The organism is Geminicoccus roseus DSM 18922 (assembly GCF_000427665.1).
In the GTDB taxonomy this organism is placed as follows: domain Bacteria; phylum Pseudomonadota; class Alphaproteobacteria; order Geminicoccales; family Geminicoccaceae; genus Geminicoccus; species Geminicoccus roseus.
In genome coordinates, this window is the sequence record NZ_KE386572.1 from 3,605,999 (window position 1) to 3,630,887 (window position 24,889).

Below are 24,889 nucleotides of genomic sequence, written 5' to 3' on the forward strand. Positions count from 1 at the left end.
GCTCAGGCTGGGCTGCCGTCCAAAGCCTGATGGAGGCCCGGATCCGAGATCCAGCCCTCGCGCCGGTCGGCCTGGGCGGGAATGCCGTAGTTCCGGTCCCGCTCCCGCCAGGCCCAGGCGGCCTGCACGGCACAGAGAAGCGCATCCAGCCGGTCGCCGCTTGGATCCTCGGCCAGGGCGGCCGGGGCCTCGACCCGCACGCCGCACCCATGCGCCAGGGACGGGGACAGGAGTTTCTCCAGCAGGCCGGCGCGGGCATCCTTCTGCTCCGCGGTCTGCTTGCGGCGATCATCGCTCTTGTACGACCGCTTCCCGATCAGGCGGCGGGCCAGCACGCCGGGATAGGCTTCCACGACCACCCGGGGGTCGCCGGTGGCGTGCAGGAGCGGGACATGGACGCCCGCCTGGATCAGGCGGACGGCGCCCTCGAAGAACATCAGGGCGACCGGGACGCCGTACAGCTTCTGCGGGCTGATCGAGCGGGCCGCCTGGTCGGCGGCGCGGCGATGCTCCTTGTCGCCGACGGGCCGAGGCGCCTTGTAGCGCTCCAAGGCGTCGCGAAAGCCGCTCCGCCCCAGGGAACGGGCATGGGCGACATAGTCCGGCCAGGGCCGGCGCCACTCGTCCGCCTCCACCGTGTCGAGGAAGCGGAGCGGCATGCCGAACGGAAAGTCGATGCCCGCGATCCACGGACCGGGGCTGGACAGGACAGCCTCGAAATCGGCGAACGACGGCAGGTCGAGAAAGGCTTCGAAGCGCAGGAGGCCGCCAGCCAGATGGCATGAGGCACAGGTGATGGGCTTTCGCTTCGACGGGCGGCTGGTGAAATCGACGCCGATGATCTTCATGCGTTCGTCGCCACCTTGCCCTGGCCGCCCCCCCCCGCGCCGCATGCTCCCTTGGGAGCCTGGCGCGGGGGGCGGTGGACAGCTGCTACCCCTGGAGCGGCGATCCCTGCCTCACTTCGCCCAGCTGCCGCCCAGCTCGTCGTCGATATGGGCCTGGATCATTTCCTCCAGGCTGGAATCGCGCTCGAAGCCCAGCTTCTCGGCGCGCGGCGTGGTGAAGGTGGTGGGCCAGCCGGACACGATCTTCTGCACGAACGGGTCAGCCTTCCACTCGACCCGGTCGACCACCTTCTTCGAGGTGACCCGCTCCAGCGCCGCCATCATCTCGGCCTGGCTGTAGGTCAGGCCGGGCAAGGTGAGGGAGCGGACCTGGCCGATCTCCTCGGACGGGATGGTGATGGCGTGGATCAGCGCGTCGACCACCCGGCGCGGCGACAGGCTGTACATCTTGGCCTCGGGCGCCACCGGGCAGACCACCTGCTCGCCGGCCAGCGGCTCGCGCACGATCGAGCTGGCGAAGCTGGACGCCGCGGCGTTGGGCCGGCCCGGGCGGACCACGATGGTGGGCAGGCGCAAGGAGCGGCCGTCGATCATGCCCTTGCGGCTGTAATCGGCGACGAACAGCTCGCAGGCGGCCTTCTGGGCGCCGTACGAGGTCTGCGGGGTGAGGATCTGGCTGTCGGGGATCGGATCGGGCAGCGGCCCGCCGAAGGCGGCCACCGAGGAGGTGAAGATCATCTTCGGCACGTTGCCGGCGCGGCGCGCGGCGTCCAGCACGTTGAGCGTGCCGGTCAGGTTGACTCGATACCCTAAGTCGAAGTCCTGCTCGCACTCGCCGCTCACCGCCGAGGCCAGGTGCCAGATCGCGTCCTGGCCCTTGCCGACCAGGATGCCGACCTGGGTGGGCGAGGACAAATCGCCGGTGACGATCTCCAGCCGCTCGTCGGCCGGCAGGCCCTGGGCGGCCACCACGTCGAAGCAGGTGATCTTGCTGATGGCGGTCCCGCCGACCTGCCCGTCCTTGAGAAGCCTTGCGATCAGCTTTCTGCCAATGAAACCTGCCCCACCGGTGACCAGAACGCGCATCATGCTCTCCCTGCCGCGCTTGCCTCGTGGCGACCTCCTAGCCCCTGTCACGTCCCGTGACCATGCCAGCCTTGACCGATCTTCCGGGGTTCCCCATGACAGGTCGGGGAACAAAGATGATTAATGCCGACTGGGAGGCAAGCAACATGCGGTGGATGACCCGTAGGTCGACGCTCGGGCTGATGGCCGGAGTGGCGGGCGGCGCGCTGATGAGCCGTGGCGCGTTTGCCGAGGTGCAGGTGGCGGACGTGCCGGCCCCCGACTACCAGATCGAGGAAGGCGCGGAACTGCGCATCCTGCGCCCGTCGAAGTTCGTCGCCGGCGACGAGGAACTGTTCCTCGCCAACGCGAAGAAGTTCACCGAGCAGACCGGCGTGCCGGTCCGGGTCGACCAGGAAAGCTGGCAGGACCTGCGCCCGAAGACCGCGGTGGCCGCCAATGTCGGCACCGGACCGGACATCGTGCTGGCCTGGAACGACGACCCGCACCAGTACCCGGAGAAGATCCTCGATCTGACCGAGCTCGCCGAGTACCTGGGCAAGAAGTACGGCGGCTGGACCCCGCTGGCCGAGACCATGGGCAAGGGACCGGACGGCAACTGGATCTGCATCCCCGTCGGCGGCTCCGGCGGCAAGATGGTGTATCGCCAGTCCTGGCTGAAGGAAGCCGGCTACGACGAGTTCCCCAAGGACACGGCGGGCTTCCTGGAACTGGCCAAGAAGATGAAGGAGATCGGCCATCCGGTCGGCTTCACGCTGGGCCAGGCCGAGGGCGACGGCAACACGTTCGCCCACTGGCTGCTCTGGTCGCACGGCGCCTCGCTGGTCGACGAGGAAGGCAACGTCACCATCGATTCGCCGGAGACCCGCCAGGCGCTGGAATACGGCAAGGAGCTGTACCCGACCTTCATCCCGGGCACGCTGTCCTGGCTGGACCCGTCCAACAACAAGGCGTTCCTGGCCGGCGAGGTGTCGGTGGTCGCCAACGGCATCTCGGTCTACTACGCCGCCAAGACCTCCGACGACCCGAACGTCCAGGCGATCGCCGAGGACATCCAGCACGCGCCGATGCCGATCGGCCCGGCCGGCAAGCCGACCGAGACCGCGCTGGTGGTCAACGCGATGATCTTCCAGCACACCAAGTATCCGAACGCCGCCAAGGAATATGTCCGGTTCATCATGGAGAAGGACCAGTACGAGCCCTGGCAGGCCGCCAGCATCGGCTACTGGGCGCACTCGCTGAACGCCTATGACGGCAACCCGATCTGGACCGACGACCCCAAGCACACCCCCTACCAGAAGGTGATGACCGAGGCGCTGCCCTATGGCTGGAAGGGGCCGCTGGGCTACGCCAGCGCCGGCGCGCTCGCCGACTACATCGTGGTGACCATGGTGTCCTCCGCGATGAGCGGCAGCGCCTCGATCGACGACGCGATCGCCGAGGCGGAAAAGCGCGCGAAGCGCTATTATCGCTGACCCCATCCGGGTTTCGACGCGGCGGCTCCTGGGCTGAAGGCCCAGGAGCCGCCGCTGCTCCCAGTTTGCGTTCCCCCACGGGAGGAAACTCATGGCCAGCACCGCCGCCGCCTGGTCCGGCCAACGGCCGGAACAGTCCTGGCTCTCGCGGAAGCTCGACGATCGCCGCGTGCTCGCCTTTCTCTTCATGATGCCGGTCACCATCCTGCTGGTGACCTTTCTGAGCTATCCCCTGGGCCTGGGCGTCTGGCTGGGCTTCACCGACACGCGGATCGGCCGGGACGGGATCTGGATCGGGCTGGAGAACTACGCCTACCTGTTCGACGATTCGGTGTTCTGGCTCTCGGTCTTCAACACCATCGTCTACACCACCCTGGCGACGGTGTTCAAATTCGGCTTAGGTCTGTGGCTGGCGCTGCTGCTCAACCATGCCCTGCCGTTCAAGAGCCTGATCCGCGCGATCGTGCTGCTGCCCTGGATCGTGCCGACCGTGCTCTCGGCGATCGCGTTCTGGTGGATCTACGACCCGCAGTTCTCGATCATCTCCTATGTCCTCACCAAGATGGGGATCATCGACACCAACATCGACTTTCTGGGCACCGCCTGGAACGCGCGCTTCTCGCTGATCGCGGCCAATGTCTGGCGCGGCATCCCGTTCGTGGCGATCTCGCTGCTGGCAGGCCTGCAGACCATCTCGCCCTCGCTCTACGAGGCGGCGATGATCGACGGCGCCACCGCCTGGGAGCGGTTCGTGCACGTCACCGTGCCGATGCTGATGCCGATCCTGGCGGTGGTGCTGACCTTCTCGGTGCTGTTCACCTTCACCGACTTCCAGCTGGTCTACGCCATCACCCGCGGCGGACCCAACAACGCCACCCATCTGATGGCGACGCTGGCGTTCCAGCGCGCGATCCCGGGCGGCTACTTAGGCGAGGGTGCCGCGATCGCGGTGGCGATGATCCCGTTCCTGGTGGCGTCCACCATCTTCAGCTACGTCGCCCTGGCGCGGCGCAAGTGGCAGCAGGGAGGCAGCGATGACTGAGGCCTCGACCGAGAAGGCGCCGGTGATCACCGCCGAACGCTCCGGCGTGATCAACTGGGATTCCCTCCCGCGCAGGATGATGGTGGTCTACGTGCCGCTGATCCTGTTCCTCCTGACGCTCCTGTTCCCGTTCTACTGGATGGTGGTCACCGCCTTCAAATCGAACGCGGAACTGTACAACTACACCGACTACAGCCCGTTCTGGATCCACTCGCCGACGCTGGAGCACATCAACCGGCTCCTGTTCGAGACCGACTATCCGCAATGGCTGTGGACGACCATGCTGGTCGCCGTGTGCAGCACGGTGCTCTCGCTGTTCGTCTCGGTGCTGGCGGCCTATGCGGTGCAGCGCCTGCGCTTCAAGGGCAGCCAGTGGGTGGGCCTCGCCATCTACCTGGCCTACCTGGTGCCGCCCTCGATCCTGTTCATCCCGCTGGCCACGATGATCTTCAAGATGGGCCTGTACGACAGCCCCTTGGCGCTCATCCTGACCTACCCGACCTTCCTGGTGCCGTTCTGCACCTGGCTCCTGATCGGCTACTTCAAGTCGATCCCCTACGAGCTGGAGGAGTGCGCGCTGATCGACGGCGCCACCCGCCTGCAGATCATGTGGAAGGTGACGCTGCCCCTGGCGGTGCCGGGGCTGATCTCGGCCGGGATCTTCGCCTTCACCCTGTCCTGGAACGAGTTCATCTACGCGCTGGCCTTCATCCAGAGCTCGGAGAAGAAGACCGTGCCGGTCGCGGTGTTGACCCAGCTGGTGGAGGGCGACGTCTACCACTGGGGCTCGCTGATGGCTGGCGCGCTCTTGGGCTCGATCCCGGTGGCGCTGATCTACTCGTTCTTCGTCGACTACTACGTGTCCAGCCTCACCGGCGCGGTGAAGGAGTAGCGGCAGGACGGCAGGCCGGAAGGCCGGCGCGTCAGCGCCGGCGCCGGTCGGAAAAGCCGATCGGCTTGATCGAGGACGGCCGGATGCCCGGCCGCTCCCCACCCGCCGCCCCCGGGCCGCCGTCCGGGGGCGGTTCCTCGTTCTCGGGCGGGCGCGCCTTGCTCAGCACCCGGGCGAAGCGGTTGAGCGGCCGCTCGTTCTGGTCGCCCTGGGTGGTGCCCGGGCGGCGCAGCCGGAACATGAACGAGGTCTCCTCCCCGGCCGATCCCTCCGACGGCCCGGCCGCCGGGGGTGGCGGCGCCGGGGGCGGCGTCGGCTCGGGCGGCGGGCGCTGCTCCGGCCGGGGCGCTTCCGGCACGGCGGGAGTTCGGCCGGCCGGCGCCGTCGCAGGCGGCGGGGGCGGCAGGACCGGGTGCCGCGGCCGCAAAGGCGGCGCCGCCTGGCCCGGCTGCTCGCCCGGACCCGGGCCAGAGCGAAGCGGCACCGGCGGCAGCGGCGGGATCGGCGGCGGCACCGCCAGCCGCTCGACGATCGGCAGGCGCCGCCAGCCCTTGGCCGGCGTCTCGTCCAGATAGGCGATCGGCGGCCGGTCGACATCCTCCAGCCTGGGCCGGGGCGAGGCCGGCGGAGGCGGCGCTGCCGGGGGTGGCGGGGGCGGCGGGGGCGCCTCGGGCACCGGCGGCGCCGGCTGCTCCTCGGCCTGCTCGGCCACCTCCGGCAGGACCAGGTGGCTGGCGATCTCCGGCAGCGCCGGGGCGGCCGCGGCGCCGGCCTCGGCCATCCACGCCCGCAGCGCCGGCAGGGCGTCCAGGGCCTGCAGATAGGCGGCGCAGCTCCGCTCGTCCGCCAGCGCCCGGGCGGTGAGCGGGCCGGCCAGAGCCGCCATCATCGCATCGGCGCCGCAAAAGCCGCCGAACAGGAACGGGCCCCTGGCCGGCGGGCAGGCGGCGCGCAGGCCGCCGATCATTGCCCGCAGCCGCTGGATCTCGCCGGCCAGCGGGCGGCGCAGGCGCTCCGGGATCTCCGCCGGCGGCGGCCGGGCCGCCAGCAGCCCGCGCAGCACCGCAAAGCCGCTGGCCAGCTCGGCGGCCACCGCCCGCGCCTGCGCCCGCGCGCCGGGCTCGGCCGGCCAGATCTTCGCGTGCCCCTCGGCCAGCGCCTCGAGCACCGGCAGCGGCCCCCAGATCGCCCCGCCCGCCCGGTACAGAACCGGGCCATGCTCGGGCGCCAGGGCCCGGGCGCGCGGTTCCTGAGGCTCCGGTGCCGCGGCGATCTCGGTGAAGCTGAGACCGAACTGGTGCAGCGCCAGCCAGACCGGCAGGGCCGGCGAGCCGCAGACCCGCTCGCCGAGCAGCAGGCGGGGAGGCGGTCCGGCGCCTTTCGGCTGCCCTGGGACCGCCGGCACCGTCACCCCACCTTCCCGGGCATCGGCAGGGCGGCTGCCCGCGCCTCGATCTCGGCCAGGCCGGGCTGGGCGCTCTGCGCGCCAAGCCGCTCGCAGGCCAGGGCGGCGCCGACCGCGGCGCGATGCAGCGCCAGGTCCAGCCCCGCACCCCGGTCCAGATAGGCGGCCAGCACCCCGGTGAACGCGTCGCCGGCCCCGGTGGTGTCGACCGGGTCGACCGGCAGCGCCTGGACCTGGAGCAGCCGTTCGCCATCGGCGGCGATGGCGCCCTTCGCCCCCAGCGTGACCACCACGGTCAGGCCGTGGCGCCGCGCCAGCCCGGTCGCCAGCTCGTCCGGCGCGCCCTGGCCGCCGGCGGCCGCCTGCGCCTCCAGCTCGTTGACCACCAGCAGGTCGAGGCGGTCCAGCACGTCGTTGGGGACCGGGGCGGCCGGCGCCAGGTTCAGGATGGTGCGCACGCCGTGCTCATGGGCCAGCTTCAGCGCGGCGAAGCTTTCCTCGGTGCGGATCTCGTTCTGGCAGAGCAGGGTGTTGCCCGGCACCAGCAGGGCTTGCGGCACCTGGCCGGCATGGGTGTCGAGATTGGCGCCGGACGCCACGATGATCTGGTTCTCGCCCTTCTGGTCGACCCCGATCACCGCGATCGCGGTCGGCCGGTCGGAATCGATCAGGCCCGCCACGTCGACCCCGGCCTCGGCCAACAGGCCGCGCACCACCGGGCCGTAGGCGTCCTTGCCGACATGGCCCACGAAATGGACCCTGGCACCGGCCTTGGCGGCCGCTGCGGCCTGGTTGGCGCCCTTGCCGCCGGGCGCCATGGTGTAGGAGGGGCACAGCACCGTCTCGCCCGGGGCGGGCAGCTCCCGCACCGGGAACAGAAGGTCGGCGTTGATCGACCCGGGAACGATGATCATGGACGCGGGCCTCCCTGCGATGGGCCTGATCGGCGCTGTGCCGGTGATGCCGCCAAGCGGCCGGCCTGTCCAGCCCGGCCTCGGGGGAGCGGGAAGGCGCGGCGCCGTTAACCTTTGTGCAACCGGTGCCGGTGCATGATCGGCGCCATGCCAGGACCGCCCGACCATGCCCGTGTCCATGCCGCGCCGCTCCGGCCGGGAGCGCGGTGCTGTGCTGCCGGCGCCTGGCTGGAATGGCTGCTGGCGGTCGCCTGGCTGCCGGTTGCGCCGCTGGCGGCCCGGCTGGCGGCGCTCCTTGGGCGCGCGCTTCCTGCAAGAACCGGCCGCCCCGGCGCACCCGGGAGCGCCGCCGTCCGCGCCGCCCGGCCCTGCGGCGGTGGCGGTCGCCCTGCCGGCCCGGCTCGGCTACCATCCGCCCCGGCCGCGCCGCCCGGCGCCGCCGCGGCAACAGGGGACGAGGACCGGCAACGTGATCGCGCGACAGCGGCAGCTTGGGGATGCGGAACTGCAGGCGGCGGGCTTCGGCCGGGTGCGGCACGCCCACCGCACCGAGATCGCCGAGGACTATGTGGAGCTGGTGGCCGACCTGATCGAGGCCCGCGGCGAGGCCCGCGCGGTCGACCTGGCCCTGCGGCTGGGGGTGAGCCAGGCCACGGTGACCACCCAGATCAACCGGCTGGTGCGCGAGGGCCTGCTCACCTCGGAACCCTACCGGGCGGTGTTCCTGACCCCGGCCGGGCGAGCCCTGGCCGAGGCCTGCCGGCGCCGCCACCGGATCGTGCTGGCCTTTCTGGACGCGATCGGCGTTCCGCCGCAGGTCGCCCATGTGGATGCCGAGGGCATCGAGCACCACGTGAGCCAGGAAACCCTGGCGGCGCTCGAACGGGCGACCCGCCGCCTCGTCGAAGGAGAATGACCATCGTGCTCGACCGACGCCGCTTCCTCGCCGGCTCCACCCGCCTGAGCATGGGCGGTGCCGCGCTCGCCAGCGGCGCCCTTTCCACGGGCGCGCTCGCCCTGGCCGGGACCACGGCGCTGCCAAGCCCGGCCAGGGCGCGGGACGGGTTCCGCCTGTTCGACGCCACCCGCTTCGTCGGCAAGCCGGACGACCTGGAGGCCTGCGGACTGGAATGGATCCGGGTGGTCTATGCCTACGAGTTCTGGCCGAGCGGCAACCGCGACCGCAACGACCCCGACCTGGACTATATCGAGCGGAACCTGGTGCCCAAGCTGCTGGCCGAGAACCGCGACCGCTACGTGCTCGACATCGAGCACTGGGAGGTCGACGAGATCGACAAGCTGGTGGCGATCATCCAGCACATGCGGTCGCTGATGCCGAACGTGCGGCTGGGCTACTACTCGATGGTGCCGGTGCGCGACTACTGGGCGTTCCAGCCGGGCAAGGAGGGGCGGCGGATCGTCTACGGCCAGCAGGTCCAGCAATGGCAGAAGCTGGCCGACGTGGTCGACGACCTCTACCCGACCCTGTACGCCTACTACACCGACCGCGACGGCTGGCTGCGCATGGCCGACGGGATCATCGCGGCGGCCCAGGCGATCGGCAAGCCGACCTATCCCTTTCTCTGGCCGCAATATCACGAGCACAACAAGAAGCTGGAGCTCGGGATCATCGACGGCGCGTTCTGGCTGGAGCAGCTGGACACGGTCTATGGCAAGGGCTGCGACGGCGCGGTGATCTGGGGGACGATCGCCCCGGAACGGCGCACGCCCGAGGGCCGGATCGCCCGGCTGACCTGGGATCCCGCGGCGGACTGGTGGCTGCAGACCCAGGCCTTCGCCAAGGAGGCAGGCCTGGCCGACGGGACCTGCACGTGACCGCCTACCGGTTCGACCCGGCGGTGCGGGCCTGGATGGAGGAAGGCGAGCGGATCGCCCGCCAGGCCGACGTTGCCGGTTCCCTTGCGCCTGCCGGCGCTGCCAGCTCCCTTGCGCCTGCCGGCGCTGCCGGCGCTGCCGGCTCGCCCGCGCCTGCCGGCTCCGCCGATCCTGCAGGCGTTGCCGGCCCTGGGGACGCGGCGCTGGTGCAGGCCAGGGCCGGCTACCGCCGGGCCTGCCGGCATTTCGCCGCCCCCCATCCGGCCGGGCTCACCACCGAGGACCGGACGATCGCCGGGGTGGCCTGCCGGATCTACCGGCCGGCCCGCACCGGTGGCGCCGGCATTCTCTGGTTCCATGGCGGCGGCTGGACGGTGGGCGACCTCGACACCCATGACAGCGTGGTCGCCGACCTGGCGGACGGGGCCGGGGCGGTGGCGATCGCGGTGGACTACCGGCTGGCGCCGGAGCACCCGTTCCCGGCCGCGTTCGACGACGCGCTGGCGGTGTTCCGGGCGGTGCGCGCGTCACCGCCGGCAGCCGCGATCGACCCCGGCCGGATCCTGGTCGCCGGCGACAGCGCCGGCGGCAACCTGGCCGCGGCGGTGGCGCAGAACTGCCGCGACCGGGGCGAGCCGGGCCCCCACGGGCAGCTGCTGGTCTACCCGGCCCTGTCCGGCGACGAGGCCCTGCCGTCGCGCCGCCTGATGGCGGACGCGCCGGGGCTGAGCAGCGCCGACATGCGGCATTTCCTGGAAGTCTATCTGGGCCGCCCGCCGGTGCCGGCCGATTTGGCGGACGCCCGGCTGTTCCCGGCCGGGGCCGCCGACCTGCGCGGGCTGCCGCCCACCTTCCTGACCGCCGCCGAGTACGACCCGCTCGCCTCCGACGTGACCGCCCATGCCGCCGGCCTGCGCGCTGCCGGGGTCACGGTCGAGGCGATCGTGGAGGCGGGCCTGCCCCATGCCTGGCTGCGCGCCCGCCACCATGCCCGCCCGGCCGCCGCCGCCTTCGCCCGCCTGGTCGACGCCGCCCGCCGCCTCGGCCAGGCCCGCTGACGGGCGCCGGCGCGGCCACGGGAACAGCCGGGACGGGCATCACAGGTTCTTGCGGGTTCGGACGGCAGGATGACGCAGAAGCGTCTTGAGCTTGGCGAAGACCTGCTTGCTTCCTCGTCCTGCTGGACCGGTCCCTGATGGGGTGCGGATGATCCGGCTGCTGCCAGATCATGGGTTGGGGGCGGGCGAACAGGGCGGCAGCTGCAGGAGGCTGGCGTCGACAGCGGCGGTAGCTTCTTCGATGCCCGCCACCTCGTCGGCAGCCAGGTTGTCCATGAAGCCGCAGCGGGCGCTTCATCCGATCCCTGCAGGAGACGCGTGCAGGAGCACGCGGCGGCACCATTAGAGCGTCTGGGGACAGCGCCGGCACCAGGAACTGCTCGACGCAGGCGCGAAAGGTTGAGCCGGTCATCGGCCCATTCACAACGGGCGGAGCGATGATGCCGCGGGAGCCCAGCCGGGCGAGGAAAGTCGCGATCTTCCATTGACCGTGCGGTGTGGCATCACTTGGGCGCCGGCTCGTCGGCCATCAACCATGGCGGCTGGCCAGGCTGGCGCTGGTTTCGTTGACGGCCAGAAAGGTGGTGGGGATCGAGATGGCGCTGCCATACCCGCCAGGGTTGGCGGTGCCTAGCTATGTCCGGCCGATCCTGCTCGGCTGCCTTCAGCGTCTCGTTTCCCGCGACAGCCCGAGCCGGCGCAGGGCCGACGAGATCGTCGTCAGGAGCCGGCTCGATGCCGCGGACCAGCTGGGCCTGGATCTGCACTCACGTGATGCCCTGGCTGCAGGTCACGAGTGTCCGCAGCAGGTCCGCTTGCCCGGCCAGCAAGGGCTTGCAGCAGCCGCCGATCCTGGCCGGCCGGGTGCTCCCGCTCACTCCCACCCGCCGCATCAGCCGGTGCGCCGCCATCGGCCTCGCTGCAGAGCGGGCCGCCGCCTGATGGGCCGAAGTACTGGCTTCCATCGCCTGCACCAGCCGACGACGCAGATCCTGGATAGAGGTGCCGCCATAGGTGTCGCCTCCGCTCCGACAGCACAGCCTCCAGCCAAGCAAGCATCCGCTCAGAGCTACAATGATCAAGGGGGCTGAGATCAGGGGAGCTGACAGCGCCGCCGGTGGCGTTGGCAGGGGCGCGAAGGGAGGCGGCCATCCCGGAAGCAGGGGCAAGGGCGGCCGGACCTGGGGTGGGAGCTTTCGTGGACACAGGGGCGCCGGTGGCGTGGATGCAGGGGAGAGCACCGGCCGTTCCGGGTGGGGCGGGAACGGCCGGGCTTTGGGTGGGGCTTATTGCGGGCGCTGGAGCATGCCGCCGACCAGGTTGCGGTCGAACAGGTCGCCGGTGTTGGGGTCGCACAGGCCGGCCGGGTAGCCGCCGCGGCCGACCGGCAGGAGGCGCAGGCTGTCGTCCTTGGCGCGGCCGCGGGAACTGCCGGCGACATGGCCGTCGGTGACCAGCAGCTCGGGATGGTCGAAGGGAGCTGCGTGGCAGGCGACCCGCTGGTCGGTGAGGCTCTTCAGGAAGGCGACCAGGGCGTTGACCTCGCCGTTGCTGAGGTTGAGCGGCACGATGTCGGGCGCCAGATTGCTGCCGCCCTGGTTGGGGCCGACCGGGCTGGAGCGGCCGAGCGGGCCGGTGCCGCTGGTGTCGCCGTTAGCCAGGTCGCGCCGGTTGCCGCCGCGGTTGTAGAACTCGACTACGCCCTTCAGGGTCGCCTCGCCGCCATTGTGGAAATAGGGAGCGGTCAGTGCGACGTTGCGCAGGGTGGGCGTCTTGAAGGCGCCGTCCACGGCCAGGCGGCTGCTGCGGTCGCCCTCGGGGTTGGGGAAGGAGTCGACCTTGCGCCGCTCCACATACTGGCGGGCGAACGACAAGGGCGCGCCGCCGACCTCGGCGCCCAGGCCGATATCCTCGAAGGTCGGGCGCACGCCGATATTGTAGAAGCCGCCGTCATAGAGCGCCGTGCCGCCATCGCCCATCGGCATGGTTTCCACCAGTTCCTGGCGCTGGCGCGGCGGGACGGCGGCGCTGCTGAACAGCGGGCCGGCATGGCAGCTCGCGCATTTCGCCTTACCCTGGAACAGCTCCAGGCCCTGCTTCTGCCGGTCGTTCAGGGCCTCGGTCTTCCCCTCCGCATAGCGGTCGAACGGCGTGCGATCGGAAACCAGGGTGCGCTCGTAGGCGTCGATCGCCAGGCCGAAGAACAGGGAGAAGTTCAGCTCGTCCTGGCTGTAGCCGGCCTGGTCGGCGACCAGCTCGCCCCCGGGCGAGATCCGGTAGGTGCCGGCGCCGGCCCACAGATGGTCGGCGAACGCCTTTTGCACCAGCATCCGGTAGCTCTGCTTCAGCCCCTTGCCGGAATTGCGGATCTGGTTGCCGATCGCAGACTGGTTGCCGAACACGCTGTCGGTGGCGTCGATCTGCTGGGCGGTCAGCGCCGCCTGGGTCAGAAGCTTGCGGCCGATCTTGGCGAAGCTGTTGTCGGCGCATGCCATTTCCACCGTGCTGTTGGGCGGGCCGGCCGCCTGGGAGGCCAGGCTCATGTTGCGCAGCTCCAGGGCCTCCAGGCGCGGGCTGCCGCCCCCGTCCAGCACCACGATCCGCGCGGCGGGGTCGTTCTGGACCTCGCGCCTTCCGAGCACGCCCACGCCGTTGAACACGTTGCTGGCGCGCCCGTCCCAGAAGTTGCGGAAGTAATAGGCGGCGTTGATCACGGTCGGGCTGTTGCGCGGCTCGACCTTGCGGACCTGCCGGACCTGGCCCTTGATCTGCGCCTGGAAGATGTCGTCCAGGCCGTCGACGCAGAAGTCGCGGGTGCGGGTGCGGAACTTGAGCTTGCGGGGCAGGCTCAGCAGCTGGCCGTCGAAGGCGCCCTGCGAGGAGACCACGTCGTTGCTCTCGTAGAGGATGGCTGAGTTGCGGTCGCGGATGTTGGCCAGCTGGTGGAACGGGAAGTCGGAGGCTTCCAGCGCCATGTTCGGCTGGGCCTTCTTGCCGGTGCCGTCCAGAAGGCCGCCGCGGGTCAGCCCGGCGCCGCTGCCAAGGCCGCCGAACTTGTCGTCGGCGAACGGCTGGCCGAGCAAGCCGGGATTGAGCTGGTTGACCAGGCGCGGGTCGGCGCCGGCATGGAAATGGCAGCTGGCGCAGGCCAGGCCGTCGCTGCCGACCGCGTTGTCCCAGAACAGCGCCTTGCCCAGCGCCGCCAGCCAGGCCTTGTCCTTGACCAGGGCGTCATACTCGGCGGCGGGCGGGGCCGGCGGCCGGATCCCGCGCAGGGAGCCGAGGGTGGCTTCGCCCTCCTGGGTCCGGCCGGGCCCCGGCAGGAGGAGGAGGGTCATGGCGGCGAGCAGCAGGCCCGCCCGGGGGACGTATCGGATCACGGCTTTGGGTCCTGTCGCAGCGGGTCGCGGGCGCGCCCTCCTCCCCCCGAGGCGGCGCGCCCGCGAGGGGGTGGCTCAGCGGCCGTCCATGTCGGCGGTGACGGTCGCCCGGTTGAGGGTGCCGTTCATCGACGCCCGCACTCGGGTCGGGCAGACGCCGCCTGCGATGGTCAGGCCGCGGAAGTCGGCACGGAACTCGCCCTGCATCGGTTCGCCGGTCGCCGGGTTGCCGGTGGCCGGATCGGGCACCGCGGTGACGAGACCGACCTGCTCCCAGCCGTTGGTAGGGCGGGGGATGCTGATCACCACCACGCCGTCGGCGGGCAGAACCACGCCGCCACGCACCGAGATCTCGTCGCGCCCGCCGCCGCGCACCCGGCAGTCGGCACGCAGGATTGCGACCTGGCTTCGGTCCCAGCGGGCCAGCGGCGCGCCGTCGGCCTCCAGCGTGTGGTACCAGAGGACATCCTGCCTGGAGGAATAATAGCCCTCCGCGGCGACCAGCGTGCCGGTGGTGATGGCGTTCGCCTTGATCTTCAGGCCGAGGCCGTTGATGGCCGGCCCGGCCGGCATCCGCGCGTCCTTCAGCGGGCGGATTTCCATTTCATTAACCTTGGATCGCGTAACCGTGTCATTGACGATCAGCGGATTGGTCGCCTCGCCGACCACCACATGCTCGGACAGGTCGCTGAACACGTCATGGACATAGACCTGGCCGCCGATGCTCTCGCCGACCACGATGGCGGTGCCGCCGATGAACCCGCCCTCGGTGCGGCCCGGCAGTTTCGCCGCGCTGGCGGCAAAGTCGGCCAGCGTCACGCTCTCGGCATTGGTGGGGGTGTGGATCAGGGCTCCTTCCAGCACCCGCACGGTCACCCCCAGCACCTTGATCGAGCCGATCCACTTGCGCAGGCCCTGGGTGGTGGTCTCCGAGCCGGGCTGGAGGCTGACCTCCGACATCGGCCCCTCGATCTCGACGTCGCCCGGCGCCAGCTGGGCGCTGGCCGGGGCGGACAAGGCGAGGGGCGCGGCGAACGCGGCGCCCAGCAACAAGTTGCGAGCCAACATGAAGGGCCTCCTCCAGGCACAAGACTATCCTCGGGCCCGGCAGGGCTGCCGGGCGCAAATATCGAGAAAATGAATCGGGGTGGGCCGGCGCCGGGCCGGGGGGCTAGGCCACGATGTTCCAGGTTGCCATCATGGCGTGGTCCTCATGCATCGTGTTGTGGCAATGCATGACGTAGCGGCCGGTGTCGGGAGTCGTCTTTCCGTAGGCAGGGTCGGGGAAGTCGCGGAAGCGCAGGAATATTTCCATCTCGTCGATCCGCTGGGTGCCCCCCAGGCGATAGATGTCCGTGCGATAGCGATCTGCTTCGGGAACGGCCCGCCCGTTCTGGGTCAGGATGATGCCTTCCTCGAGATGGATGTGCATCGGATGATCCCAGCCCCCCGAGGTGCTGCGGATCTTCCAGATCTCTGCGGAGTTGCGCTTCACCTTGTTGGTCGGGTTGAGCATGAACTCCGGGCTGTGGTCGATGTCCGGATCCCACAGCTTGCCGTTGATGGCCCACATGCCGTTCTGGCGGCCCAGCACCCATTCGCGGATCTTGACCACCTCGTTCAGGTTGATCGAAGGCAGCGGGCGGAACGCATTGGGAACCCGGCTGGGATCCTCGGCGGCCCCGGTCACCCGGAACTCCAGGATCTGGTTGCTCACCGAGTCAGGATTGGTGGACCGGCCGCGATCGATGCCGCGGCCGTCCGCCATCATCACCAGGTTGTTGGACAGGTAGAGCTTGTCGCCCTTCTTGTAGTTCCTGAAGTCGATGACGATGTCGGAGCGCTCCGCCACCCACAGATCGACGCTGGTGACGTCCTGCAGGGTGCGCGGCAGCAGGTTGCCGCTCTTGGTGATCTGGTCGAAGGGCTGGTTGGCGCCGTCCTTGCGCAGGAGCAGGTTGTAGAAGCGCGACGGGCCGCCGTTCAGGATGCGGAACCGGTACTTGCGCCGCTTCACCTCCATGTAGGGCTGGACCTTGCCGTTGACGGTGAGCTTGTCGCCCAGCCAGCCGTCGACCGAGAACTCGTTGAAGGCCAGCTCGCCGCTGTCCGGATCGAACTGCTTGTCCGCCAGGATCAGCGGCACGTCGTACTCGCCGCTGGGCAGGCGCCAGCCGGTGGTCTCGTCGCCGGTGTCGTCGTCGTCGAAGTTGCGCACCATCGCCACCATGCCCTTGTAGACGTTGGCGGCGGTGAACTCCGGGCGGTGGTCGTGGATGAACAGCGTGGTCAGGGCCTCGCGCTTGTCGCCGCCGGTGACCGGGTCGATCCACTTGGCCGGGATGCCCTTCTTCAGGTCGAACCCGGCATAGGCCATGCAGTAGTGCTGGTTGCGGGTGTTCGGATGGCCGCCGATGTTGCCCTTGGGGTGGGTCCAGTTCCAGGGACCGCCATCGCTTTCCGAGGCGGTGTGGAAGTTGTGCAGGTGCGGCGCGATCTCCGGGTGGCCGAACCCGACATGCTCCTCGGAGGTGGGCAGGTCGTTCTCGATGTGCAGCACGGCCGGCTGGCCGTAGCGGAAGTCGATCAGCGGGCCGCCGAAATCCTCGCCATAGCTCCAGACCTTGCTCCGCAGGTCCTTGGCGAACCGGTGCTCGCGCTCCTTGACCCGCAGGTGGTAGATCCGGTTCGGCAGGAACCGGTTGCTGCAGTACTGGTAGTCGGACGGATCGTAGGGATAGTCGTCCTCGAGCTCCGCCGGCCCGGGAATCGGCAAGGGCTCGTCCCAGGGCGTGGTGCGCGGGCTGGCCGAGCTGGCGGCCAGGGCCCGGCGCAGCGACGCGCCCTTCAGCCAGTAGGCTCCCCCTGCGATCAGGCCGAGCTTCGCGAGATCGCGGCGGCCGAATTTGGCAGCGCTCAGCTGGTTGCGGAGTTCGATCGCCCTTCTGGCGGCAAGCTTGGTGGAAGTCATGTTTCCGCCCCCGTCTCGATGAACCGCGTCAAGTCCCATCGGTGGGCCATTCAGGCGGATGCCTGGCCGGCGATGGAGGTGACCGCCTTGGCGATCCAGGCCGGCCGCGCCAGCGCCGGCGTCGCCGCCCAGCGGTCGATCCTGGCATTGCCGTAGCGCAGGGTGCCGGTGTGGTTGTCGAGGATCAGGTCGTAGAGCGGGTCGCTGCTGGCGAACCCCATGGCCCGGCGCAGGCGCTCGATGTCCTCGAACGCCCCGGTCAGGAACGACCAGCCGGGCTGGGCATCCCATTGCCGCGCATAGGCCTTGAGGATGTGCGGCTGGTCGAACTCCGGCTGCAGCGTGATCGAGTACATGAAGATGTCCCGACCCATCCGGTCCGCCAGCAGATCCTGCACCTCGCGCAGGTTCTGCGAAACCAGCGGACAGATGTCCCCGCAGGTCTGGAAGAAGAAATTGACCAGGACGATGCGGTTCGCGACCAGGTCGCTGTAGAAGAGATGCGGGTTGCCGTCCTGGTCGACGACCTCGACGTCAGGGATCTTCGGATGGCCGCGGCGCGCCTCGGCAACGCGCCCGCCCAGTGCCGCAGCGACGGCTGTGCCGGCCAGGGCGCCGGCTCCCCCAGTGAAGAGCAGTCTGCGATGCATGTTCTTGTTCCACGACAATGAGGCGCATCGAAAAGATCAATGATCGGATAGGGCGGTGCTCCGTGGATGGGCTGCCCGTTCATGAAATAGGCTTATCGATGTCATTGCTCATTCATGGGAATTACGCAATTTAACTCTAGATAGAAGGGTTATAGCCCGCTTTTTGCTGAGGCGTATTCCTTCCCGGCGAGGGTATAGGGGCCGTTCTAACTTTGGATATAAAGGACGGATCCGGCCGGGCACGCCGGGAGAACATCCTGGGCGGCGGCGGAAGCCCGGCAGTCTGCCAAACGATATACAGTACATTACATCTTACGATGAATTGTGACTCCGGAGAATTGTTCTAGCATTTCCGCCCATGCGCGGTGCCAAACACATCATGAATACATCGGTGACCGATTTCGCGCGGCATGTCGTCGAGCTGCCGATCCGCTTCGACCAAGGGTCGGGGCGGACCAGGGTGGTCAGCCGCGAGGAGGTCGAGTTCACCACCCAGGCGCCGCTGGCCGCGGGCGACCGCATCGCCGGCAGCCTGCGCTTCCAGGGCAAGCATGGCCGGGACACGGTGTTCCACTACGTGGCGCTGGTTCTGGGCGCCAAGCTCAAGGGCCGGGATCGGCTGGAGGTGCGGGCCCGGTTCGAGCAGATCCAGCTGGCGGCAGCGGACTGAAGGCGCGGCTCCGGCCTCAGCCGAGCTCGCGCCGCGCATAGTTCGCCAGCTCGATCCGGCTGCTCACCCGCAGCTTCTCGTAGATCCGGTGCAGGTGGATCTTGACGGTGCCCTCGGTGATGCCCAGCCGGAACGCCACCTCCTTGTTGCGCAGCCCCTCGGCGACCAGACGGGCCAGCTCGATCTCCCGCTGCGACAAGGTCTTGGTCACCTGCTGCCGAGCGGCCTCGCGCTCCAGCAGGCGGTCGAAGGTCCAGCCGGCCAGATGGGCCTCCAGCCACTGGCCGCCGCCATGCACGGTCCGGATGCAGCGCACCAGCTGTTCCGGCGCCATGTCCTTCAGGATCACCCCGCGCACCCCCAGCCGCACCGCCTCGAACAGATCGTCCTCGTGCAGGTCGGCGGTGAGCAGGACCACCCGGATGCGCAGGCCCTCCTGGGCGGCCAGGCGCAGCACCTCCATGCCGCTCACCTGCGGCATGTTGAGGTCGAGCACCAGGATATCCGGCTGGTGGGCGCGGACCGCCTCCAGGGCGGCGTCGCCGCTGCCGCAGCGCGCGACCACCTCCAGGTCGCCCGCCTGGTCCAGCAGCCACGCTACCCCCTGGAGCACCAGCGGATGGTCGTCGGCCACCACGACCCGCACCGTCTGGTCCATTCGGGCTCTCGCGCCTCCTGCCTGAGCGTCGCCCATGACCCCGCCCGGCGTGGGGCGGGCGGGGTGGGCGGTGGTTTCCGATGGGGCTGTGGTCATGGCACCGGCGCTCCCTGGGGCAGGGCGGCGCGCCCGGCCGCCGGGCCGGCTGGCGGCGACGGCGCGGCTTCCGGGGCCGGCTCCGCCACCGGCTCGACCAGGCCGGCCAGCTGCAGCTCGGTGCGGGTCGCCGCCACCGCCCGGGCCAGGCTGTCCAGCGCCTCGCGGCTGTCCAGGCCGCGGCTGGACGCGTCCAGGAGCCGGTCGGCCGCCTCGCGGATCCGCTTCAGCCCGAACAGGCCGGAACTGCCTTTCAGCTTGTGGGCCTCGGCGGCCTGGACCTCGGCGGGCAGCGGCCCCTCGGCCAGCCGCGCCCAGATCCGCTCGGCATCCTCGATCACCTGCTGCAGCAGGTCCTCGGCGTGGGCGTCGACCGCCAGATGCACGCCGAACCGGTCGAACAGCGGCAGGCTCGCCTCGCTCACCGGGGCTGCCGGCGCGCTTTCCGGGGCGGATGCGCTGACCTGGGCGATCGCGGTGAACAGTTCCGCCCAGGCGAACGGCTTGCCCAGGCAGCGTTCCATGCCGGCCTCCAGGCATCGCCCGCGCTGCGCCTCGACCACCCCGGCGGTCAGCCCCAGGATCGGCACCCGGCCGCCCGGCGCCGGCAGGGACCGGATCCGCCGGGTCGCCTCGAACCCGTCCATCACCGGCATCTGCAGGTCCATCAGGACCACGTCGAACCGCTGCTCCGAGGCCAGCTGCACCGCCTGCGCGCCATCGGCCGCCCCCACCGTCTCGTGGCCCTGCAGCGCCAGCATCTTGGCGAGCAGGGCCCGGGTCGGCGCGGCATCGTCGACCACCAGGATCCGCCGCGGCGGGCAGCTGGCCGGGCCGAACACCAGCTGCTCCTCGACCAGGCGGCGATCGCCGGCCTCGAACGGGATGGCGAAGCGGAACCGGCTGCCCTCGCCGATCCGGCTCTCCAGCTCGATGCTGCCGCCCATCGCCTCCACCAGCCGCCGGCAGATCGCCAGGCCCAGGCCGGTGCCGCCCCGGTCGCGCCGGCCCGCCGCATGGCCGGCCTGGCAGAAGGGCTGGAACAGCCGGGCCTGCTCCTCCGGGCGGATGCCGATCCCGGTATCGGTCACCGCGACCTGCAGGACCAGGCCGTGCCGGCCCTGCGGGCGGATCGTGGTCTCGACCCGCACCTCGCCCTCCACGGTGAACTTGATCGCGTTGCCGACCAGGTTGAGCAGGACCTGGCGCAGCCGGGTGGGATCGCCGCGCAGCACCGGCCCCGCCGCGATCTCGCTGTCGAAGCGCAGCCCGATCCCGCGCTCCGCCGCGGCCGGCGCGGTCAGCCACTCGACCTGCTCCAAAACCTCCGCGACCCGGAAGTCCACCGGCTCCAGGCGGAACTCCCCGGCCTCCAGCCGGGAGAAATCGAGGATGTCCTGGACGATCGCCATCAGGTGCCGGCCGGAAGTCTGCAGCGCCCGCACCGTGGCGCGGGTCTCCTCGGGCAGCTTCGCCGCGGCGATCAGGTCGGCGCTGCCCAGCACGGCGGTGAGCGGCGTGCCGATCTCGTGGCTGACCAGGGCCAGGAACACCGACTTCGCCCGGTTCGAGGCATCCGCGGCGTCGCGCGCCTCGGCCAGGCTCGCCGAGTAGCGCTCCAGCTTTTCCTCGTCGACCTGCAGCTTCTGCACGATCTTGTAGCCGTAGAAGGTCATGCCCACGACCATGGCCACCACCAGGCCGCCGATCACCAGCTCCAGGACATCCAGGCGCCGCATCGCCGCGATCTGCTCGCCGAACTCGTGGGTCTGGATCTGGCCGACCTGCCGGTTGAGCCCGGCCATCACCTCGGCGAAGTCGCCATAGGCCCGGTCCATGCTGGCCATCCGGGCGGCGGCCTGCGCCGGCTCGTCCCGCGCCAGATGGTCGAACAGCTGGTCGGACACCGATACCATCCGCGCCATCACCGCCTCGGCCTCGTCCAGCCAGGCCAGGAGCGGTACCGCCCGCTCCGGCTGGACATGGCCGATCAGCTCGGCGCGCGCCTCCGCCAGTTCCTGGTCGAAGGCGGTGCGCGCCCGGTCGCGCAGCTGGATCTCCTGGTCGAGCCGGAGGCTGTCGAACACGTCGTTGCCGGGCGCGTTCACCGCCCCGGCCAGCCTGGCCAGGTCGGAATAGCTGGCCAGCCGCTCCACCCAGCGATGGTTGGCCTGGACCGACTGGTCATGATTCTGCTTGATCGTCCGGCCCAAATAGGCGCCGCCGACAATCACCGCAATATTCAGCGTGACCAGCAGAATATATACCCGGAACCATCCGGACTTTTCTTCGGGAGGCCGCAAGTTTATCAGTCGCTCCAGCCGGAAATTAACCAAATATAAAAATCAACAAGAAAACCGCAGAAAATCCCAAGTATCATGCATGAAGATGCGTCCGCCGTACAGCGCCGATTGCGCCGAAGCGCATCCTGCCGGCCGCACCGCCGCAGATCGGCCGGGCTTGTGCTCCAACCCGCGGGCACCTAAGGGCGTGGCAGCGACCCGGGGGGTGCCGGCCGACCGGGCCGGCTGAGACGCCCATGGCGAACCCCAGGAACCTGATCCGGATCATGCCGGCGTAGGGAACGGGCGGCAGCAGCCCAGAACACTGGCGGCGCTGCGCCTCTTCCCCCCGCGCTTGGGGAGGTGGAACGAATGAGGCATCTCAAGGGCGGGCTGGCGGCGTTTCTGCTGCTGGCCGCCGGGCCGGCTTGGGCGAAGCCGGTGCTGGACGTCTATACCTATGCGTCCTTCACCAGCGAGTGGGGGCCGGGGCCGGAGCTGGAGCGCCGGTTCGAGGCACAATGCGGCTGCGACCTGGTCTGGACCTCGGTCGATGACGGCGTGGCGATGCTGGCCCGGCTGAAGCTGGAGGGCGACAGCTCCAAGGCCGACGTGATCCTGGGGCTGGACACCAGCCTCACCGACAGCGCGCGCTCCATGGTGCAGGTGGCGCCGCACCAACTGGACCTGGCCGGGCTGGACCTGCCGGTGGCCTACGACGACCCGGACTTCGTGCCCTATGACTGGGGCTACTTCGCGTTCGTCTACGACCGGACCCGCCTGGCGGAGCCGCCCAAGAGCCTGGCGGAGCTGGCCGAGGCCGACCCGTCGCTCACCGTGGTGCTGCAGGACCCGCGCACCAGCACGCCGGGCCTGGGCCTGCTGCTTTGGGTCAAGGCCGTCTTTGGCGACGATGCGAAAGCCTACTGGGAGAAGCTCTCTCCCCGGATCCTGACCGTCACCAAGGGCTGGAGCGAGGCCTACGACCTGTTCCTGAAGGGCGAGGCGACCATGGCGCTGAGCTACACGACCTCGCCCGCCTACCACATGGTCGCGGAGGGCAAGGACGACATCCGGGCGGCACCGTTCGCCGAGGGGCACTATTTGCAGATCGAGGTGGCGGCGCGCACCGCGAACGCCCAGGAGCCGGAGCTGGCCCAGCAGTTCCTCCGCTTCCTGGTCTCGCCCGAGGCGCAAGCGATCCTGCCGACCAGCAACTGGATGTACCCGGCCGACCGGGACGGGGTGGAGCTGCCGGACGCGTTCGAGGAACTGGTCCAGCCGGAGCGGGCGCTGTTGACCGACGCCGCGACCGTGAGCGCCAACCGGGCCGCCTGGGTGGACGAGTGGCTGGCAAGCCTGGCGCGCTGATCGGCTGGGCCACCGCCGGCCTGGTGGCCACCGCGCTGCTCCTGCCGATCCTGACCCTGTTGGCGACGGGGCTGGCCGAGGGCGGCGCGTCCCGGGCGCTGCTTGACGCGCGCACGCTTGGCATCCTGCGCTTCACCCTCTTCCAGGCGCTGCTCTCTACCCTCCTGGCGGTGCTGCCGGCGGTGCTGGTGGCCCGCGCCCTGGCCAGGCGAAGCTTTTCCGGGCGGCTGGTCCTGGAGCGGCTTTTGGCGCTGCCGGTGCTGGTGCCGGCCTTGGTGGCGGGCAGCGCGCTGCTGGTGCTGTTCGGCCGGCGCGGCTTCATGGCCGGCCTGTTCGAGGCGCTGGGTCTCACCTGGCCCTCGGTCTACGGCCTGGCCGGGATCGTGCTGGGCCATGTGTTCCTCAACCTGCCGCTGGCGGTGCGCATCCTCCTGCCGGCCTGGGCGGCGGTGCCGGCCGAGCAGTGGCGGCTGGCCCGCCAGCTGGGCCTGGGCGACCTGGCCCGGCTGCGCCTGATCGAGGCGCCGGTCCTGGCCCCACGGATCGCCCGGGCGTGCGGGATCGTGTTCATGCTCTGCTTCACCAGCTTCGCCCTGCCGATGACGCTGGGCGGGGGACCTCGTGGCGCCACGCTGGAAGTCGCGATCTACGAGGCGCTCAGGGTCGAGGCCGATTTGGTGCGCGCGGCCCTGCTCTCGCTGGTGCAGATCGCGATCTGCGTGGCGCTGGTGGGGCTCGGCAGCAGCGTCGGCGTGGCCCGCACCGGGTTGTCCGCCGGGGCGCCGGTGCGGGTCCGGGTCGAAGACGGCCGGCTGGCCAAGGCCCTGGACGGGCTGGTGCTGGCGCTGGCGCTCCTGTTCCTGCTCTCGCCGCTCGCAGCCCTGCTGCAGGCCGCCGCCGGCGGGCCCTGGGGTGCCGTGCTGTCCAGCCCGATGTTCTGGCTGGCCCTGCGCAACAGCGTGCTGGTGGCCCTGGGTGCTGCGCTGCTGGCGCTGGTCGCCGGGACGCTGCTGGTGCTGGGCGGGCGCGGCCAGCGCGGGCTTTCCGGCCGGATCGGCGAGCTGGTGGGCTCGGTGCCGCTGGTGACCCCGGCTTTAGCGCTGGGGGCCGGACTGTTCCTGCTGCTGCGCCATCTGGTCGATCCCGCCGAGGTGGCGCTGCCGGCGATCGCACTGGCCAACGGCCTGCTGGGCCTGCCCTACGTGGTGGCGATCCTGGCCCCGGAAGTGGCGCGGCGCGAGTTGGAGCATGGCCGGCTGTGCCAGGCGCTGGGGATAAGCGGCTGGACCCGGCTGCGCCTGGTCGACCTGCCGACCGTGCTGCCGGTGGCGGGCCTGGCCGGCGGGCTGGTCGCCGCCTTCTCCCTGGGCGATTTCGGGGTGGTGGCGCTGTTCGGCGCCGACCAGGCGCGCACCCTGCCGATGCATCTTTATCTGCAGGCAGGCTCGTACCGTTCCGACGACGCGGCGGTGACCGCGGTGGTGCTGGTGGCGCTGGCGGCGTCCTTGATGTGGCTGGTGGAACGGGGATTGGCGCGTGCTGCAGGTCGATGACGTCCGCTTCCGCCACGAGGGCAGCGAGTTCCACTACGACCTGCAGGTGCCGCAGGGCTCGATCACCGCGCTGATCGGCCCATCCGGCGGCGGCAAGTCGACCCTGCTCGACCTGGTGGCGGGCTTCCTGGAGCCCACGTCCGGGCGGATCCGGATCGAGGGGCGGGACGTGACCGGGCTGCCGCCGGCCGGGCGCCCGGTCACCAGCCTGTTCCAGGACCACAATCTGTTCGGCCACCTGGACGTCGCCACCAACGTGGCCTTGGGCATCCGGCCGAGCGGGCGGCTGGCCCCGCCGGAGCGCGCCACGGTCACGGCCGCCCTGGAGCGGCTGCAGATCGGCGCCCTGGCCGGGCGGCGCCCCTACGAGCTCAGCGGCGGCGAGCGCCAGCGCGCGGCCTTGGCCCGCTGCCTGGTGCGCCACCGGCCGCTCCTTTTGCTGGACGAGCCGTTCGCAGCCCTGGGGCCGGCCATGCGCCGGGACTTTTTGGACCTGGTCGCCCAGCTGCGCACCGAGCAGGGCCTGACCGTGCTGCTGGTGACCCACCAGCCGGAGGATGCCGCCCGGATCGCCGACCGCCTGGCGGTGCTGGCGGAGGGAAAGATCGTGGCGGCCGGCCCGCGCGACGCGATCCTGGCCGATCCGCCGCCGGTGCTGGCTTCGTATCTGGGCTAGCGATCCGGGGCCGGCCGCGCCATCTT

The 24,889-nt window shown here is 70.5% G+C and carries 20 protein-coding genes and 1 riboswitch; of the genes, 10 read left to right on the top strand and 10 right to left on the bottom strand.

What is annotated here, in order from left to right:
- Nucleotides 1-2 precede the first annotated feature (2 nt).
- Together GEMRO_RS30350 and denD are read right to left on the bottom strand one after the other, a co-directional pair.
- A complete protein-coding gene (locus GEMRO_RS30350) occupies nucleotides 3-848 on the bottom strand; it encodes a DUF429 domain-containing protein (protein ID WP_035485557.1) in 846 nt (281 codons plus the stop codon).
- Nucleotides 849-959: 111 nt separating this feature from the next.
- Complete coding sequence (denD, locus tag GEMRO_RS0118025; protein WP_205625021.1) at nucleotides 960-1,937, bottom strand: D-erythronate dehydrogenase; 978 nt, start codon at nucleotides 1,935-1,937, stop codon at nucleotides 960-962.
- Nucleotides 1,938-2,080: 143 nt separating this feature from the next.
- Between denD and GEMRO_RS0118030 the strand changes: the two genes are divergently transcribed.
- The 3 genes from GEMRO_RS0118030 to GEMRO_RS0118040 all read left to right on the top strand — a co-directional run bounded on the left by GEMRO_RS0118030 (nucleotide 2,081) and on the right by GEMRO_RS0118040 (nucleotide 5,343).
- Nucleotides 2,081-3,409 carry an ABC transporter substrate-binding protein gene (locus tag GEMRO_RS0118030; protein ID WP_027135127.1) on the top strand — a complete coding sequence of 443 codons (1,329 nt, stop codon included), beginning with the start codon at nucleotides 2,081-2,083 and terminating at the stop codon, nucleotides 3,407-3,409.
- 91 nt (nucleotides 3,410-3,500) lie between these two features.
- Complete coding sequence (locus GEMRO_RS0118035; protein ID WP_027135128.1) at nucleotides 3,501-4,451, top strand: carbohydrate ABC transporter permease; 951 nt, start codon at nucleotides 3,501-3,503, stop codon at nucleotides 4,449-4,451.
- The gene (locus tag GEMRO_RS0118040; RefSeq protein ID WP_027135129.1) at nucleotides 4,444-5,343 is read left to right on the top strand and encodes a carbohydrate ABC transporter permease; all 900 of its coding nucleotides are present in this window, start codon (nucleotides 4,444-4,446) and stop codon (nucleotides 5,341-5,343) included. Before GEMRO_RS0118035 ends, GEMRO_RS0118040 begins: the two co-directional genes overlap by 8 nt.
- Before the next feature lie 31 nt (nucleotides 5,344-5,374).
- Here the strand turns inward: GEMRO_RS0118040 and GEMRO_RS32830 are convergent, their stop codons facing one another.
- Both GEMRO_RS32830 and GEMRO_RS0118050 read right to left on the bottom strand, forming a co-directional pair.
- Nucleotides 5,375-6,754 carry a glutathione S-transferase family protein gene (locus tag GEMRO_RS32830; protein ID WP_051329199.1) on the bottom strand — a complete coding sequence of 460 codons (1,380 nt, stop codon included), beginning with the start codon at nucleotides 6,752-6,754 and terminating at the stop codon, nucleotides 5,375-5,377.
- The gene (locus GEMRO_RS0118050; RefSeq protein ID WP_027135130.1) at nucleotides 6,751-7,662 is read right to left on the bottom strand and encodes a ribokinase; all 912 of its coding nucleotides are present in this window, start codon (nucleotides 7,660-7,662) and stop codon (nucleotides 6,751-6,753) included. The genes GEMRO_RS32830 and GEMRO_RS0118050 overlap by 4 nt, the downstream gene beginning before the upstream one ends.
- 472 nt (nucleotides 7,663-8,134) lie before the next feature.
- Between GEMRO_RS0118050 and mntR the strand changes: the two genes are divergently transcribed.
- Genes mntR through GEMRO_RS30360 form a run of 3 tightly spaced genes read left to right on the top strand, consistent with a single transcriptional unit; the run spans nucleotide 8,135 to nucleotide 10,556 of the window.
- The gene (gene mntR, locus GEMRO_RS35365) at nucleotides 8,135-8,578 is read left to right on the top strand and encodes a manganese-binding transcriptional regulator MntR (protein ID WP_027135131.1); all 444 of its coding nucleotides are present in this window, start codon (nucleotides 8,135-8,137) and stop codon (nucleotides 8,576-8,578) included.
- A gap of 5 nt (nucleotides 8,579-8,583) precedes the next feature.
- Nucleotides 8,584-9,498 carry a hypothetical protein gene (locus GEMRO_RS0118060; protein ID WP_157505633.1) on the top strand — a complete coding sequence of 305 codons (915 nt, stop codon included), beginning with the start codon at nucleotides 8,584-8,586 and terminating at the stop codon, nucleotides 9,496-9,498.
- Nucleotides 9,495-10,556 (top strand): alpha/beta hydrolase, encoded by a 1,062-nt coding sequence (locus GEMRO_RS30360; protein ID WP_051329200.1) that lies wholly within the window; start codon nucleotides 9,495-9,497, stop codon nucleotides 10,554-10,556. Before GEMRO_RS0118060 ends, GEMRO_RS30360 begins: the two co-directional genes overlap by 4 nt.
- A 1,286-nt stretch (nucleotides 10,557-11,842) precedes the next feature.
- Here GEMRO_RS30360 and GEMRO_RS30365 read toward each other — a convergent pair.
- From GEMRO_RS30365 to GEMRO_RS30375, 4 genes are all read right to left on the bottom strand, one after another.
- Nucleotides 11,843-13,936, bottom strand: coding sequence for a cytochrome-c peroxidase (locus tag GEMRO_RS30365; RefSeq protein ID WP_051329201.1), 2,094 nt, complete (start codon nucleotides 13,934-13,936; stop codon nucleotides 11,843-11,845).
- Between the two features lie 75 nt (nucleotides 13,937-14,011).
- A complete protein-coding gene (locus GEMRO_RS0118085; protein WP_157505634.1) occupies nucleotides 14,012-15,004 on the bottom strand; it encodes a hypothetical protein in 993 nt (330 codons plus the stop codon).
- Between the two features lie 103 nt (nucleotides 15,005-15,107).
- The gene (locus GEMRO_RS30370) at nucleotides 15,108-16,907 is read right to left on the bottom strand and encodes a multicopper oxidase family protein (RefSeq protein ID WP_084507120.1); all 1,800 of its coding nucleotides are present in this window, start codon (nucleotides 16,905-16,907) and stop codon (nucleotides 15,108-15,110) included.
- Nucleotides 16,908-16,957: 50 nt separating this feature from the next.
- Entirely contained in the window at nucleotides 16,958-17,557 is a 600-nt protein-coding gene (locus GEMRO_RS30375; RefSeq protein WP_035485563.1) for an SCO family protein, read from the bottom strand.
- Between the two features lie 391 nt (nucleotides 17,558-17,948).
- Here GEMRO_RS30375 and GEMRO_RS0118100 point away from each other — a divergent pair, with 391 nt between their 5' ends.
- Nucleotides 17,949-18,227 (top strand): hypothetical protein, encoded by a 279-nt coding sequence (locus tag GEMRO_RS0118100; RefSeq protein WP_157505635.1) that lies wholly within the window; start codon nucleotides 17,949-17,951, stop codon nucleotides 18,225-18,227.
- Between the two features lie 16 nt (nucleotides 18,228-18,243).
- On the opposite strand, the gene GEMRO_RS0118105 is transcribed toward GEMRO_RS0118100, so the two are convergent.
- On the bottom strand, nucleotides 18,244-18,885 hold the full coding sequence (locus GEMRO_RS0118105) for a response regulator (protein WP_027135136.1): 642 nt from the start codon (nucleotides 18,883-18,885) through the stop codon (nucleotides 18,244-18,246).
- 92 nt (nucleotides 18,886-18,977) lie between these two features.
- Entirely contained in the window at nucleotides 18,978-21,284 is a 2,307-nt protein-coding gene (locus GEMRO_RS32835) for an ATP-binding protein (protein WP_051329202.1), read from the bottom strand.
- 191 nt (nucleotides 21,285-21,475) lie between these two features.
- Nucleotides 21,476-21,583: riboswitch (TPP riboswitch) on the top strand.
- A 52-nt stretch (nucleotides 21,584-21,635) separates the two neighbouring features.
- Between GEMRO_RS32835 and thiB the strand changes: the two genes are divergently transcribed.
- The 3 genes from thiB to thiQ are packed head-to-tail and all read left to right on the top strand — an operon-like array spanning nucleotide 21,636 to nucleotide 24,863.
- Entirely contained in the window at nucleotides 21,636-22,634 is a 999-nt protein-coding gene (gene thiB / locus GEMRO_RS0118115; RefSeq protein WP_051329203.1) for a thiamine ABC transporter substrate binding subunit, read from the top strand.
- Nucleotides 22,610-24,187: an ABC transporter permease subunit gene (locus GEMRO_RS34355; protein ID WP_027135138.1), complete on the top strand. Its 1,578-nt coding sequence runs from the start codon at nucleotides 22,610-22,612 to the stop codon at nucleotides 24,185-24,187. The genes thiB and GEMRO_RS34355 overlap by 25 nt, the downstream gene beginning before the upstream one ends.
- Nucleotides 24,171-24,863: a thiamine ABC transporter ATP-binding protein gene (thiQ, locus tag GEMRO_RS0118125; protein ID WP_027135139.1), complete on the top strand. Its 693-nt coding sequence runs from the start codon at nucleotides 24,171-24,173 to the stop codon at nucleotides 24,861-24,863. The genes GEMRO_RS34355 and thiQ overlap by 17 nt, the downstream gene beginning before the upstream one ends.
- Nucleotides 24,864-24,889: the final 26 nt, after the last annotated feature.

What these genes read in the sequence shown, in the direction of transcription:
- GEMRO_RS30350 (WP_035485557.1), bottom strand. Translation starts at nt 848, where the DNA reads ATGAAGATCATCGGCGTCGATTTCACCAGCCGCCCGTCGAAGCGAAAG.
- denD (WP_205625021.1), bottom strand. Translation starts at nt 1,937, where the DNA reads ATGATGCGCGTTCTGGTCACCGGTGGGGCAGGTTTCATTGGCAGAAAG.
- GEMRO_RS0118030 (WP_027135127.1), top strand. Translation starts at nt 2,081, where the DNA reads ATGCGGTGGATGACCCGTAGGTCGACGCTCGGGCTGATGGCCGGAGTG.
- GEMRO_RS0118035 (WP_027135128.1), top strand. Translation starts at nt 3,501, where the DNA reads ATGGCCAGCACCGCCGCCGCCTGGTCCGGCCAACGGCCGGAACAGTCC.
- GEMRO_RS0118040 (WP_027135129.1), top strand. Translation starts at nt 4,444, where the DNA reads ATGACTGAGGCCTCGACCGAGAAGGCGCCGGTGATCACCGCCGAACGC.
- GEMRO_RS0118050 (WP_027135130.1), bottom strand. Translation starts at nt 7,662, where the DNA reads ATGATCATCGTTCCCGGGTCGATCAACGCCGACCTTCTGTTCCCGGTG.
- GEMRO_RS0118085 (WP_157505634.1), bottom strand. Translation starts at nt 15,004, where the DNA reads ATGTTGGCTCGCAACTTGTTGCTGGGCGCCGCGTTCGCCGCGCCCCTC.
- GEMRO_RS30370 (WP_084507120.1), bottom strand. Translation starts at nt 16,907, where the DNA reads ATGACTTCCACCAAGCTTGCCGCCAGAAGGGCGATCGAACTCCGCAAC.
- GEMRO_RS30375 (WP_035485563.1), bottom strand. Translation starts at nt 17,557, where the DNA reads ATGCATCGCAGACTGCTCTTCACTGGGGGAGCCGGCGCCCTGGCCGGC.
- GEMRO_RS0118105 (WP_027135136.1), bottom strand. Translation starts at nt 18,885, where the DNA reads ATGGACCAGACGGTGCGGGTCGTGGTGGCCGACGACCATCCGCTGGTG.
- thiB (WP_051329203.1), top strand. Translation starts at nt 21,636, where the DNA reads ATGAGGCATCTCAAGGGCGGGCTGGCGGCGTTTCTGCTGCTGGCCGCC.